The organism is Microcoleus sp. PH2017_12_PCY_D_A, from assembly GCF_020738565.1.
Lineage (GTDB): Bacteria > Cyanobacteriota > Cyanobacteriia > Cyanobacteriales > Microcoleaceae > Microcoleus.
Map to the genome: position 1 here is coordinate 1 of NZ_JAEQCI010000135.1, position 13937 is coordinate 13937.

Consider the following 13937-nt stretch of genomic DNA (forward strand, 5'->3'; position numbering starts at 1 on the left):
ATTAGACCTCTCTATTCGTTCGGTGCTGTGCCTCAATTGCGGCACCGAACAAGACAGAGATTTCAACGCAGCGAGAAATATAAATAAAGTCGGGATAGGACATTGCCACGACTATAACCGGGCACAGAGACAGAGTAAGACTACTCCGGTAGCGTCAGTTGATGAAGTGTCAAGAATCACCGCCCTTTAAGGGCGGTGAGTATGTCAAAGGATGAAAAATCAATATGGTTAAAATTATTAAACTAGATCCAATTGCCGAGGAAATGGCAGTGGAAACCCGATCGAATATCCTCGCTGCCTTACTTTCCAAAGACTTAGACGTTCTTAAGGAATGCGGGGGGCGAGGAATGTGCGCTACCTGCCACGTTTACATTAAAGAGGGCATGGAAGGCTTGTCAGACATAAACCGCCGCGAGAGGAGGACGCTGGAGGTCATTACTACAGCGTCCTCCAATTCGCGACTTGCTTGTCAGGCTCAAATTATGGGCGAGGGTGTCGTTGTACAGATACCTGCGGGGATGTACATTAATGCTATTGAAAATGTGGAAGCTCTGATCGGCCGCCGGGCTCAGCAAGATTTGTTACACCCAATTACGGGTCAAGTAGTTGTGGAATCGGGAAAGTTGATTACTCGTTCGATCGTTACACAGCTTAATGAAACCCGATTCCAAGTAGGACAGTATTTAGTTCGGACTAAAGAAGCTTAAACTACCAACGCTAATGTAATTGCAGATGGGAATGGGAGCGCCAATTCAGTTAAAACTTGATATGTTGGATTTACACAGATTGTTGCCCAAAAGAAAAAAGTCATATTATGTTGAGCCAACTTGCGCGTTTGAGTACGGAAGCAGATGGACGCTACGCCACCGCTGAAGAACTCGTATTTTTGAAAGACTACTTTCAGTCTTTGAATCACCGGATGAGTGCTTATAAAAAACTTCAAGCCTCTGAGAAAGAAATTATTCGGCAAGTGGAAGCACAAATCCAATCTCTAGACCCGAGTTTATTTCGCCGGGGTTCTCAAGATCTGACGGCAAAGTGGCGCTTAGATGCTGTGCGGGTGTTGAGGCATTCGGCGGCTGCACTGTTGATTAATGATACTGAACGGTTGCGCGATCGGCTGCTGCTTTGGTTCCAAACTATTTTAGGCGCTTTTCAAGCTCGAAATAGTTCAGCAGTCACCTATGATGTCATGAAAAAGGTAATCAAACAATATCTCAGTGCTGAAGAAGTCAGCTTATTTTTTCCGATTCTCGACATCAACCGAACTTTACTCGGCAAATAATCAAGGGAATGCCATACCGTTTGCGATCGGGAATTACTTATTACATAAATGCTTGCAGCAAGGGGCAACAGTTGTATTCTTTTAGCGGACTGGTATCGCATTAACCGCGATAGATTTTGCCGTTAGGAAGAATGGCTCCAAGCAAGTTCACTCCCCCCAAATCCGCCTCACTGAGAATTGCTCCGCGGAGGTTTGCTCCACTCAAGTCAGCTTTCCGCAAATTGGCTTTACTGAGGTTAGCTTTGCTCAAGTCAATTTCACGCAGGCAAGAATTAGAAAGGTTGGCATTGATCAAGTATGCCCCGCTCAAGTTGGCTTTGCTGAGGTTGGCTCCACTCAAGTTAGCTTCCATCAAATAAGCACCGCTGAAATTGGCTTCGTTTAACAATGCCTCTGCCATATTAATTCCGGTTAAAAGTTTGCGGCTCAAGTCTACACCGCCCAAATCGGCCCCGCTGAGGTTGATACCGCTTAAGTGGCAGCCATTCAAAGTAATCTTTCTCAGGTAGGTTTTGCTGAGGTCTGCTTTGCACAAATTGGCTCTATCCAAGCAAGATTCGCTGAGGTCTGATTCGCTCAAACACGCGCTGTTTAAATAGGCTTGAGTGAGGTTAGTTCGCCTGAGGTTAGCTTTCAACAAGTTGGCTTTGCTGAGTTCAGCACGGGTTAAGTTGGCTCCGGCTAGGTTGGCTTTGGACAATTCGGCTGCGGTGAGCTGCGCTTCGCTCAAGTCTGCTTCTTTGAGACTTGCTAGAGTCAAGTCTGCATTTTTCAAGTCTGCCCCGTTGAGATTGGCTTTAATCAGATAGGCTTTACTGAGATTTGCTTCGCTCAGAACCGCTTTGGTGAGGTTGGCGGCACTCATATCTGCACCTATGAGATTTGCCTTGGGGAGAATTGCTCCTGTCAGGTTTGCCCAATTCAGGTGAGCTCCGGCTAGGTTGGCGTCGGTGAGATTGGCGTCGGTGAGATTGGCGTCGGTGAGATTGGCTCCGCTGAGACTTGCTGCCATGAGGTTCGCGCCGGTGAGATTGGCTCCGCTGAGGTCGGCTTTGCTGAGGTTGGCTCGGCTCAGATGGGCTTTGGTGAGGTCGGCTTGACTGAGGTTGGCACCGATTAAGTAGGGTCTGTGCTGGTGTTCGTTAAGATTGTCCAAACGTAGAGTTGGGGCATCGCTGGAACGGTATAAATCGATCGGACTCAACACTATGCCGCGCAAGTTGGCTTGTCTAAAATCTCTTTCGCCGGCTGCATATCGATTTAGAAGTTCATTGGCGTCCATTAAGTTTGAGAAAAAAGTTTAAAGTTTGAGGTTGTGATTGCTTTTAAATCTTATGAGTTTCTAATAATACTGACATTTTTTTGAACTGTTTTGTAACTTTTTTTTGGCGTTAATTTCAAGAATTGTGTTTTTTGATCTCCTTAGGTTCCACCCTTGATGTTAAAAATATCGATATCCAGCAGTTGTTCTGATAGGACTTTGAGCATTAAACTAAGCAAAAATTATGTCTGGAGTATTGTTCTAACGTAAGTCATGAATTATCTAGGTGGGAGTTATAGTCCAATAAGTAACCTGACACAATTAATTACACAAAAAATGCTCGGAAATTACTATTTTGGAACCTTTGCGAGAACTCATAGTCTAATTAATCTTGTCTAACTACTTAAGCTTGGGTTAAAAAGGTAATTTTTATGCCCGCACCTGCTGTTACTTGAGAACCCAAGAAAGTCTTGGCGATTGCTTTCATAAAATATCGATCGCTTCGGGAGCGGGGAGAGCAATTACACGCTTAGCTAACCCAAGCTTATTGAGTTATCGTCAATTTTTTTGGAAACAGCTAAAACGATTTTTTTACTCGGTAGATTTTTGATAATTTAACTGTCTGTAATGTTCGATCGTCGGGGGGATAAAATAGCCGCCCAATCACCTAGCTGATAGCTATTGAGAATAAACTAATAGCTGTCACACAAGTCAGTTTTTCTGGCAAAGCTGACTGATAATAGCTTCGTGAGCTTGTCCTTCTTCGACCATAGAATCTGCTGGTTGGAGGCGATCGCGCAACCCTAAAATAAAGCGGTTGCAGTCCGAACCCAAGGATTCGCAGGAGGTTTGCAGGCAGTGGAGTTCTCGACCTGTAAGCTGACTAAAGAAGGAACTTAAGATGCCTGCTTCTAAATAACAGGCCGGCCGCTTCGACTTGGGAGCTGTTTTAGCAAAAAGAGAGTTACCAATCTTTACTATTAAAAATCCCTGTTCGGAATAGCTGGGGTCAAATTCAAATTTTCCCCATCCGTGAGTTTTCCAGCACTGTTGCAAGGACTGAAGAAATTCTACCATTTCCATTTCGGAAACTGGCTGGCCGTAGTATTCGCTGACTTCTTCGCAAAAACGCACGTAGAAGTTTTTCCCCCACCAACGACCGCAGTTGAAAAGCACGAGGCGGGCGGCTTGACCTGTTTCTTGTTCTAGGCCGATATGAATGGCTTGAATCAGTGTTTCTGGGAGGGCTATGAGCCGATCGCCCCGGCGGTTTTCGAGCAGGCCTAGTTCGAGGTCGCCTCGGACGTAGGCATCGCTGGCAAAGTAGTTTCCAGGGAGGCGGGGCTGTTTGAGCAAGTCGGCAATATTAATCATCGGTAATCGGCAATTGGGACGTTGTAAGGAAGACGAAAGAGGTAATTTTTTATGGCTCTAGAAAATTGGAAATTGGCAATTGGTTGTTTGTAAAGAAGGAGTTATGAGGATTAAGTTTAAAATGAAATTTATTACTTACAACTCATCATTTATACTTCCTAAATTACATTTTTTTACGAGGTATTACCTGTTGCCTATTCTTTATTTTCTTAGCCAGCAATCATTGATTTTGCTTGGTCTAAAAATGGTTGCAACAAGGCTCTTGCTTGCTCGGAAAGCAGTTCTTTTAAACGAGTTTGCAACAGATTGCACACAGTTGCTTCGATTTTTTGAGTTTGGTGGGCTTCGACTATACCGGAAACCCAGTCGAGGAGTCGCTGTTCGAGAAAATCTCGATCGTTCAGCAGCATGGCCATGGCGCAGTACCGCAAGACTAAAACCCAGTGTTTGAGCGATCGTTCTAAGTTTTCTTCTTTTTCGTCGGGGAATTTTTCTTGTAGCTTGTTGGCTATTGGTTGGAAGATGCTTGCTTCCTTCTCTCGCAAAAATTCGTAAATTTTTAAGCGCTGGGCGAGGATTGCAGCTTGACGCTTAAAAGCTATGAGTTCTTCGCCTTTTAGAAAGCGGGTTTCTGCCTGATCCAGCAGGGTCTCTATCTCAGGGTGCATGATTTTAATTAAGTGGTAATCGGTAATTGATAAAAGGAAGTCAGTTGACAGTTGACAGTTGACAGTTGACAGTTGGCAGTTGGCAGTTGGTAATAGTTTTCGTAATTACCACCAATAACAAATAACAACTAACCAATATTAACTATTGGCCATTTCCAATTCCCCACGCAGATTAAAAGAGGTCGAATAGATCGTCAATGGTGACTTCGGCAGGTTCAGAAATAGAAATTGCTGGCAAGGGTGGCGGTAGGGGTAGGGCGCCTACTTCGGGAATTCCTTCCCAAGAAATAGCTTGAAAAAAGTCTGCTACCGATCGCGTTAAACTCAGCGCTTGACCAGAAGTCGAGCCATTTTGGGTTTCTAAAGGTTGTCCCAGCCAATTATAGTGACCAAAGAAGTCTTGGACAGACTTACCCAACCATGAAGTTTGACTTTTCATCTTTCTTTCTGCCTGGAGAGGCCCACCATTGGTCGCTATTTGCGATCGCGAAGTTGGTGGAAGGAAAGGCAGGGCAGGGGATGTGCCTTTCCAGGTTGTTTACCGCAATATTTCACCGTGTTGCAGTCGATTTTGAATATCGCGGGCGTTGGCACCTTCGTTGAGCCAAAATGCTGCTGCATCAATTTTGTCTGGGTTGCCGAGGAGGAATTTACAATAGGTTTCTCCCATTGAGTAACATTGGAGTTCTATGCAACTGAGTGGCTTTTTGACTAGAGCTCCGAAGAAACCGGCAAACAAACCTGCGTATAGGTGACAAACTGGTTTGCCTACGTCGCCCAAAGTGCGAGCAACTGCTGAGTCAAAGAGGTTGATGAAGATGCAGCCATGTTTGCGATCGCTCATGTCTACTTCCCAGCGACCCCAACCTTGAGCAGTGAAAGGCCACCACCAAGTTTCTAGCAGGAACATCAGATTCGACTGGCGAATGTTCTGGCTGAATTCGGCGCTAAACCATTTTTGAAAAAATTCGGAATCTTGCAGCCCCCACTGGCAACCAATAGTATACATGATGACGGAGGACGCCGGGCCTACTTCTTCTTCGAGTCCCTCCACTAAACCGATGATGAAGTCTTCGCTGGTAAAAATGTTGCGGGACTCATTCCAGTCGTTAATTGTACCAAACTGGCGATCGAAGGCAAAAAAATCCTGAAACCTATAATGGTTGTGACTTTTAGGATGCTTTTGCTTCAATAGCGATTCGCTGTGGGTGGATATTTCTTTTGGCACGGTAAAGACCATTGGCGCGTTACTCCTGTTTGGTATAGTTTGCTGAAAATTAGTTCACATAGAACAAATAAATTGACCTGTGTATTCAATTTAACGTCATTTTTCTGAATGCAGGCAGAGGGTATAATTTTTGACTGCAATATAGTAGGAGTATCAGATACTTCAGTTCTGCCTTCGGACAACTACTTATCTGACTAAGGAGGCGAAAGTCGTTTTAACGTTAAACGGCGATGTGTTATCGTTTTGTGCAAGCTTGACCATCGAATCCAACCCTGGTTCGCCGAGGTGTCAGCAGCCACAAACAGAAAGAAGAACGATCGAGGTAAGCGGACTAAGCGAAAGTCGCTCTACCGAGATGCTAAAGCACCGGAAGGTCGGTTGGCTACCAAAACAGCAGGAGCGATGGTAGCATGAGCTGCATACCGTTTCTTTCAAACGTTGAAGCATCAAGCATCTAAACGTGGATGTATTGTAGTAGACGTAATGGAAGAATATAGTAGATCTAAAAGCTGTTGAAAGTGTGGACAGAGCCACACAAAATTACCAGGTAACAAACAATTTGTTGCCCCTGAATGCGGTCACGCAATTGGTCGTGACATAAATGGCGCCTTTAACATTTTGTTACAGGCTTTGAGAGATACCTCCGCGTAGTCGTGAGATTGCATCTTACCACATCGCGCCATACACAGTAGAGGCTGATTGCCAGCCTCTACTGGGTTAAATGTATCTGTCCACTATATATATAGGGCATATGGGATGAAACATCACGCTTGTATTGCAATAGGCATCAATCAATATCAGTTACTCCAGCCTTTGAGTTATGCACAAGAGGATGCAGAGGCACTTTACGGTTTTTTGACTGAGGAGGCTGGTTTTGCGCCGGATGGATGTCTGTTGATGACGGATAGCTCGCCGTCGCTGTGGGGTCAATCTACGTATCCGAATCGGGAAAATATTCTGAAATTGACCGAAAGCCTCTGCGCGGAACATCTACAACACGGTGATTTACTGTGGTGTTTTTTTAGCGGCTACGGTGTTAGCTATGAAGGCAAAGATTATTTGATGCCGGTTGATGGCAATCCGGCTGACATTCAGGGTACGGGGATTCCGGTAGAGTTGCTGTTGAATACTCTGAAAAATGCTCCTACGGAAACGGTGTTGGTGCTGGTGGATATGAACCGCAGCCAGACAGTGAAGGCGGGGGAAACGATCGGCACTCAAACGGCTGAGCTGGCCCGGGAACTGGAAATCCCGACGGTGCTTTCTTGCCGCCCCAATCAAGTTTCGCGCGAAACTTCTGCTCTGCGTCAAGGATTTTTTACGACGGCGCTTTTAGAGGGGCTGCGATCGGGACAGTGCATGACGCTTAAGGGTTTAGACCGTTTCTTGAGCGATCGGCTGCCGGAGCTGTGCGACCACCATTTGCGTCCCAAACAAGAACCTTTGATGGTGGTGAATCCTCCTGGAAAGGCTCATTTGGTGATTTTGCCTGATACTGCTGGGGTGCCGAGTGCTGCGTTGGCCGGACGCAACGGCAATATGGCGGTTGGTGTGGCTGATGGGATCGATCGCCCGCAAATGGCTGCGGCTACTGCTCAAATGGAGGTACCCGAGGCAACTCGCAACACTCACGATACGCAGGTCCAGATGCGGTCAGTCGAGCATCCGAATGCTGTCCGGCCGTCCGGTGGGGGGGGCGATCGACCGAACTCGCAACAGCCCGAGGATAGGGATAACGGGGGGTCTGACAAGTCATTTTTACAGCAGCTAATTTTGTGGAGTGGAGCTACGGCTTTGGTGCTGCTGTTGGGTGTTTTTCTGACGAACAAATCGATTTTTATCGGTCAGCAGGAAGGAGATTCTCGATCGCCTGCGGAGAATGTCCAAAACCCCGGGCCTCAAAAATCTGCTGGTGGTGGAGTGGCGCAGAACCAACCGCGCGCGGTGCAAGCAGGGAGTGGAACCAAGCAGCCTCCGTCGAGCCAACAGGTGTGGGCTGAGGCGAAAACTTTCCTCAAGGATGGTTCGGCTTCTAGTTTTAATAAAGCAGTGGTTAAGGCTCGAACGATTGGGCCTAGCGATCCGCTCTACCCGCAGGCTCAGCAGGATATTGAGCGCTGGAGTTTGACGATTTTGGATATTGCTAACGGGCGAGCTGCTAGGGGCAATTTCTCTGGGGCGATCGGTGCGGCTAAATTGATGCCTGATGTGAATCAGGCGGTTTACAATCAGTCGAAACAGGCGATCGCTCAGTGGGAGGAGCTATCCAAAGAGCAAAATGTCAATGCTGCTTTGCTATCGGCCGCTGCGAGTCAAATCAAGCGGGGGGCTGCCTCTTCCTACAGTAAAGGCATCCAGCAAGCGAATAAAATTGGGCCCGGTCAGCCAAAGCATGAAGAAGCTCAGCAGTTGATTGGAGAGTGGAGCGGAGCTATTCTTAAAATTGCTCAGTTGCGTGCCTCTCAAGGAAAGTTGAAAGAGGCAGTTGAAGCTGCTTCGCTGGTGCCGTCGGGTACCAAGAGTTATCAGCCGGCTCAAAAGGCGATCGCCAATTGGAAAACTAAGCTGGAACGCCAGAAAAAAGGTTGATTTAGTGAATATTTTCCCGGTTTACCGCCGGGAAAATATCTTAGCTAGGTGGCTGAGATAAGTCTAGCAATCCCTACATCTTGACACTGGAAAAAGACACCGACACATCGCTCGTCTTAAACAAGAATATTAGAGATTATTTCCCCTCCGCAGAGACAGCGAGAGGGGTTTTTATATGCTATCGGATCGATAGGTGTTTGGAAAGTGAAACATATCCTAGATGCGCGTTAATTGATATTGCTCCTGTACGTCCAAAACCTCGACAAACAGCCTCTTCAGAATAAAAAACCAGGTTTTTTTACCGCCCGGATGGCTGTAGCGATGTTTTTTCTCAAAAAAATGCTTGATACCAAACTCCTCAATAAGTAAGTTTACATCTCAAATTAAATGTTTTTATTTTGGTATGAATTGCTTGTACTAGGCTCTTGATTTTATACTTAATCAAAAGTTTAGCAACTCGCAAATTCGGTTATATATAACTGCTATTTCCCGCCCACTGCGAAGGTCATATCGGCACTTTCAATTTTGAAGGTGCGGCTATTGTCGTCTTGATTTGTTTTACCCATCTTTTTGACTGTTAAGAGCGAGTTACAGATGAAAAACTATTGAAAATTGTGCTATTTTAAAATTATTAGGATTAATCGCTCTGTTATAAATTATACAAAATGAGCCGTAACTCGCAATTGTCGCCGGCGTGCGATCGTCTCCAATGAATTCAGAAAACAAATTCACCGTCACAGAGAGCAAAATGTCGAGTGGGAAGTTGCGAGTCTTCGTTGGCACCGACATCACAAAGCTGCCTTAATTAACACAAATCATGGGTTTGGAATAATAGCTAAAAAATATATCATCAATAAACAAGAATCAAAACTTGCTCGCGTATGGTAGCCACCGTAACAATACGTATGCCTAAAGTTATAGTTCACAGCGAAGCATATGCGGGGATCTAAATCAATAGGGTGAGGTGGTACTGTCTGGGTGTTAAGAGGGGCGATGCAAGAGGAATGTTCGGCGATCGATCCCTTCCCTATGGGGGAGGCTAAAACCTCAGAAGGCAAGGATCTGGAGATTATGCTGAATTTTTTGAGTCCCGGAAAGTAGCACTAGCACTAAACTCTGCATTATTGTAGGAGGCTAGCAAAATTTGTAACAGTTCTTAACTATGAATAATTCTGTGAAAACTGCTAGCATGGTGACACTTTTGCTAGCAAAAACAGATAAAGTAAATAAAGTTGGCTAGCTCTAGAGGCCCCGATCCCCATCCTGGGGATCTTGAATCAATTGGATTCGTACCAAGTGGTTTTATGAGTTACAATTGGAACCAAAGCATCGCTATTTAACTGAGTTCTTTAGTTACTTTTACTTTCTGCTATGAACGTGGATTTTATCAAAGCCCAAGTCAGGTTGCTACAGGGTGCAAGTTCATCGGAGCGAGAAACCCTTATAAAAAACATCGGCGTCTGTGCTGGCGTGATCAGACCCGGAGAGTACGTGACTCCACAGCGGAAGCACGCCATCACTCTCTGGCTGCAAACAAATGCGGTGCGGCTCCGGCTGCCCCAGCTTCCTATGGATTTATCGGGCCACAAGCCTTCACACGGAAGTAATTAAGGGGCAGCGACAGAATCGCATAAATTAGTCAATCTTGTCTAAAAGTGCTTTTTTGTTGAGCCCTACAGGGTCAATGAGACACGATCGAGATTGAAAAAATGTTTGTAGGGACAGTTGGGCCCGAAAAAATGCCTGCGGATCGGAAGCGGCCCACCGCTTTGGCAGACACAGTTCGCGAACGTCAAACCTGCTCGAAAAGTAGATTTGAGTAAGTTTCGCAGAACGGATTATTGTCCACAACTATAACCTGGGTTATTTGCTTTTAGATTTGAGATTCAAGATTGAGTTCGTGCTGGATAAATTTGCTATTTGTCGATCGGCTGAAAAATCAACCCTATCGAATAGGTATAACTAATTACACAGGCAGTCGCGAGACTGCCTTTATTTTTGAGTCCCGAGACGAAACTCGTGCAACTTACAATAAACGCATCTACTTGCAGACAGAGTTTGGAGTTCTCCTCTATTAAATACCGAGCAACTGGGATAGGTATGAATTTCACGCGGTGCAGCATTTGCAGAAGGCCAACCAACAATCTGAAATTTTTGTCGGGGTCGATAGCGGGAGTCGGGCCCGACGGTAACTGTTGGAGATGTGGAACGTTCTGAGGGAGGAGATCCGGTGCACGGCTTGAAGTAGGGAACAATTTTTATTTATGATATTAATATCATCCAACAGAAAAAGTTATTACCATTAACTTGCGTCCTCATATATTTGTCAACAAAAATACTGTGCCGAAAAAACAAAAATTTCCTTATTTAGTTGGTTCCCGATGGACTTCTCATCAAAAAACTTGGGGGTGGCGGCACTTTCAAGTAGTCAACAGAAAAAACGAAGGTCAATGGGTATTTGCGGAAATGGTGGCGGCTTGCGATCCAAATGTCCGTTTCTGGCTGAACGCCAAACAGCTCAAAGACCGATCGCTCTGGGAAGCTGGATGGCAGTCTACACAAGAATTAGAGGAATTAGAAGCGGTAGAGTAAGATATAGCGCTTTGGGGTAGAGTGAGGTAGAGATTAGTCATGGTAATCGAAATAGGGTGAAGTAATGAAAAAAAAACTTGTGTTCTTGGTGTGTTTGCTAATTAGTGCTGGATTGGGCGGTGCAGTTGTCTCCAAGTCGATCGCAATTCCAATTCGCTCTCTTCCCAATACTCTATCTGCGGATATTCCAACTCCCGCAGCAGACTTATCCGGCTTAGTTCTGAGGTTACAAGATTTGCCCGCAGGTTTTAGAGAGATGCCACCTGCGACGATCCAAAAACTGGTCAGCGGTCTCCAAAGCTTAAAACCAGCAAGCGTATTTGCTTATAACAAGAGCGACGATCGGCAGTTTCAACTAATCATAGGATTTACAAAAGATCTAACCAACGCAATCGATCGAACTCAATTTGATGGAGAAATGGGTGCAAATATTTTTGCAGAAGAGTTCTCCAAAGGTTTAAATAGTAGTGCAGACAAGGAAGTTCAGTTTACTACTCTTACTGCTTTAAGCTTAGAAGAAAAAATTGGTGATGTATCGCGTGGGTGGACAAATAAAGGAAAAATACGAGGTGTAACTATGAATGTCGAAATCGCGGTATTTCGACGGGGAAAAATAGGAAATTATCTGATAATGATGTATCTCGACGGTCACAAACCGGCTGTGACTATTAGCGAAGTCGCGCGCCAACTTGACAAGCGCATCGTGGAACTGAAACCTGAGTTAACTCAACCGCAATAAGCTGGTACTGCAAGCGTTCGTTCAGTTGACAGTTGACACTTTACCTAGAAAGAAGAGGATTGAAGTCATGAATCGTATTGTTTTAACTTATCCCGCTCCCGGAGAGGGTTTCAACCAATTATTTATGGTAAAAAAATCAGTTTTCTAACTGCGGATGACTCTCAGATTAGTTATACTAACAAAACTCGCGCACAACTAGCAGACAAACCGAGCTTTTCTGCTAGTTGTACCGATGACTGTAGATGAGAGATTTTAGTCGATCGCACTTGTTGCTGCATCCAGAGATGATATCATGTCTGTGGAATTGCCCGCCATCAAATTTTGTCGTTTGGTTGGGGCAGGTTGATAGATATTGTGGATGTGAATCAGAGATTGTTAGTGAACCCGCCACAAGTATTATGGTTAATTGACCAGGCCAAATCTCGCCCAGAAGCAAGAGATCGATCGCAATAATTGACACCAAAATACCTATGACTGCCGCTGTTTCCTTGCAAAATGCCTGCAAAATCTACAACAAAATCCCCGTTGTCAATGACCTTTCGTTCGCGATTGAAGCCGGAGAAATGTTCGGTCTCCTGGGCCCCAACGGTGCCGGCAAATCGACGACTATTCGGATGCTGACTACGCTGACTAAACCCAGCAGCGGTCAAATTCAGGTAGCTGGATATGACGTGATGCGTCAAAGCTTGCAAGTTAAACAGTCGATCGGCGTTGTGCTGCAACAAACTAGCGTTGATAATGAGCTTTCTGTATGGGAAAATATGGAGTTTCACGGGCGGATGCACCACATCCCCAACCCGAAACGGCAACAGTTGATTAAACAGTGGTTGGGATATGTAGAATTAGCTCAAAGACGGGATGATTTAGTCAAAAATTTGTCCGGTGGAATGAAGCGGAGGTTGCAAATTGCCCGATCGCTTTTGCACGAACCGGAAATCTTATTTTTGGACGAACCGACTGTAGGGTTAGACCCGCAAACGCGACGCAGGTTGTGGGAAATTATTCTAGATTTGAACAAGCAGGGGATGACTATGCTGTTGACGACGCATTATATGGATGAGGTAGAGTATTTGTGCGATCGCATCGGGATTATGGACGGCGGTAAGTTGATTCAATTGGGAACGTTGGCCGAACTGCGACAGGAACACGGTCAAGGCTTGGTGGTGAAGCAAATTGGCGATCGCTGGGAATACAAGTTTTTCCCGACTTTGGAAGAAGCGAATTTTTATCTGGATGCGAAAGAGGATAAGACTGGTATGATGGTTCGTCCTTCTAATTTAGAGGATATTTTTGTAGAACTGACTGGCAGACAGTTAGATTGATTAATGTCTAATTGCTTTTTTCCGGTTCTCCTAGATAACTCCATCCTTCTCAATTCAACACTCAACGTCTCTATTTCTAATTACAAATTCCCCAATGACTCGTTTAGCCACAACAATAGAAGCCATACTTTATCTAAAAGGTCAGCCGGTGTCGCTTGTAGAAATTGCCGAGATTGCCAAGTGCGATCGATCGTCCGCCGAAGACGCGATTATCGAGCTCATGTCTGACTCATCCCGCCGCGACAGTGCCCTAGAAGTCGTCGAAACTCCGACGGGATACAGCCTGCAACTGAGAGACGAGTTTGCCAGTTTAATGCAAACTTTAATACCCCCAGAATTAGGTGTTGGGGCTTTGCGGACGCTGGCGGCGATCGCCCTCAAAGGTGGCATCGCGCAGCCAGATTTAGTGAATTTGCGGGGTTCGGGGGCTTACCAACAAGTGCAGGAACTGGTAGAAATGGGTTTCGTGCGGAAACGGAAGCCAACGGAGGGGCGATCGTACTGGCTACAAGTTACCGAAAAATTTCACCGGTATTTTCAAGTAGACCAATTACCCAAACAATTACAACTTGACTTTCAGGCAAATTTGTACCCAAGCAATGACGAGTAGTTTGAATTGACGTGACGTGACGTATTCCCCGGCATAAATGCACGGGTAGCTCTTAAAAGATGTTACGAGGCCGGTTTGAAACCCGCCTCTTCACCTTTTTTCCTGCTTCGTAGACTCTTAACTAGACTGTTACCAGTCCCCGTCAAGATATTCGACCCAGGCAATCTATTTCGGCGTTGCTGAGTTATAGTATGAATAGGAGGAATAATTTATGCAATGTCCAGAATGTAAATCAACCCATATCCGTAAAAACGGCAAGAAAAAAGGAA

Annotated in this window: 14 protein-coding genes and 1 pseudogene; 10 read left to right on the forward strand and 5 right to left on the reverse strand. The window is 45.4% G+C overall.

The features are described from left to right. The 3 genes from JGK39_RS28660 to JGK39_RS28670 all read left to right on the forward strand — a co-directional run. Positions 1 to 190: zinc ribbon domain-containing protein (locus tag JGK39_RS28660; RefSeq protein ID WP_293305620.1), on the forward strand; the 190-nt coding region annotated here is incomplete at its 5' end. Between the two features lie 34 nt (positions 191 to 224). Further along, entirely contained in the window at positions 225 to 707 is a 483-nt protein-coding gene (locus JGK39_RS28665) for a 2Fe-2S iron-sulfur cluster-binding protein (protein ID WP_293260631.1), read from the forward strand. A 107-nt stretch (positions 708 to 814) separates the two neighbouring features. Beyond that, positions 815 to 1285: a phycobilisome protein gene (locus JGK39_RS28670; protein ID WP_293260633.1), complete on the forward strand. Its 471-nt coding sequence runs from the start codon at positions 815 to 817 to the stop codon at positions 1283 to 1285. Positions 1286 to 1385: 100 nt separating this feature from the next. Here the strand turns inward: JGK39_RS28670 and JGK39_RS28675 are convergent, their stop codons facing one another. From JGK39_RS28675 to JGK39_RS28695, 5 genes are all read right to left on the reverse strand, one after another. Further along, on the reverse strand, positions 1386 to 2567 hold the full coding sequence (locus JGK39_RS28675; protein WP_293298341.1) for a pentapeptide repeat-containing protein: 1182 nt from the start codon (positions 2565 to 2567) through the stop codon (positions 1386 to 1388). 690 nt (positions 2568 to 3257) lie between these two features. After that, positions 3258 to 3920, reverse strand: coding sequence for a V4R domain-containing protein (locus JGK39_RS28680; RefSeq protein ID WP_293260637.1), 663 nt, complete (start codon positions 3918 to 3920; stop codon positions 3258 to 3260). Positions 3921 to 4129: 209 nt separating this feature from the next. Next, complete coding sequence (locus JGK39_RS28685; protein WP_293260639.1) at positions 4130 to 4588, reverse strand: phycobilisome protein; 459 nt, start codon at positions 4586 to 4588, stop codon at positions 4130 to 4132. Positions 4589 to 4760: 172 nt separating this feature from the next. Continuing rightward, positions 4761 to 5027, reverse strand: a complete 267-nt coding sequence (locus tag JGK39_RS28690) for a hypothetical protein (RefSeq protein WP_293185469.1) — start codon at positions 5025 to 5027, stop codon at positions 4761 to 4763. A 99-nt stretch (positions 5028 to 5126) separates the two neighbouring features. Then, positions 5127 to 5828: a V4R domain-containing protein gene (locus JGK39_RS28695; protein WP_293298344.1), complete on the reverse strand. Its 702-nt coding sequence runs from the start codon at positions 5826 to 5828 to the stop codon at positions 5127 to 5129. Positions 5829 to 6101: 273 nt separating this feature from the next. Between JGK39_RS28695 and JGK39_RS28700 the strand changes: the two genes are divergently transcribed. The 7 genes and pseudogenes from JGK39_RS28700 (at position 6102) to scpB (ending at position 13668) form a co-directional block, all read left to right on the forward strand. Further along, positions 6102 to 6230, forward strand: coding sequence for a hypothetical protein (locus tag JGK39_RS28700; protein WP_293298347.1), 129 nt, complete (start codon positions 6102 to 6104; stop codon positions 6228 to 6230). Positions 6231 to 6344: 114 nt separating this feature from the next. Beyond that, a pseudogene (locus tag JGK39_RS28705) lies at positions 6345 to 6467 on the forward strand (hypothetical protein); the annotation flags it as partial. Between the two features lie 105 nt (positions 6468 to 6572). Then, positions 6573 to 8405, forward strand: a complete 1833-nt coding sequence (locus tag JGK39_RS28710) for a caspase family protein (protein ID WP_293260645.1) — start codon at positions 6573 to 6575, stop codon at positions 8403 to 8405. A 2340-nt stretch (positions 8406 to 10745) separates the two neighbouring features. Then, positions 10746 to 10997: a TIGR02450 family Trp-rich protein gene (locus JGK39_RS28715; RefSeq protein WP_293260647.1), complete on the forward strand. Its 252-nt coding sequence runs from the start codon at positions 10746 to 10748 to the stop codon at positions 10995 to 10997. 64 nt (positions 10998 to 11061) lie between these two features. Further along, positions 11062 to 11736 carry a hypothetical protein gene (locus JGK39_RS28720; protein WP_293260649.1) on the forward strand — a complete coding sequence of 225 codons (675 nt, stop codon included), beginning with the start codon at positions 11062 to 11064 and terminating at the stop codon, positions 11734 to 11736. A 470-nt stretch (positions 11737 to 12206) separates the two neighbouring features. Next, a complete protein-coding gene (locus JGK39_RS28725) occupies positions 12207 to 13058 on the forward strand; it encodes an ABC transporter ATP-binding protein (RefSeq protein ID WP_293260651.1) in 852 nt (283 codons plus the stop codon). 94 nt (positions 13059 to 13152) lie between these two features. Then, a complete protein-coding gene (gene scpB, locus JGK39_RS28730) occupies positions 13153 to 13668 on the forward strand; it encodes an SMC-Scp complex subunit ScpB (protein ID WP_293260653.1) in 516 nt (171 codons plus the stop codon). The last annotated feature ends 269 nt before the right edge of the window (positions 13669 to 13937 follow it).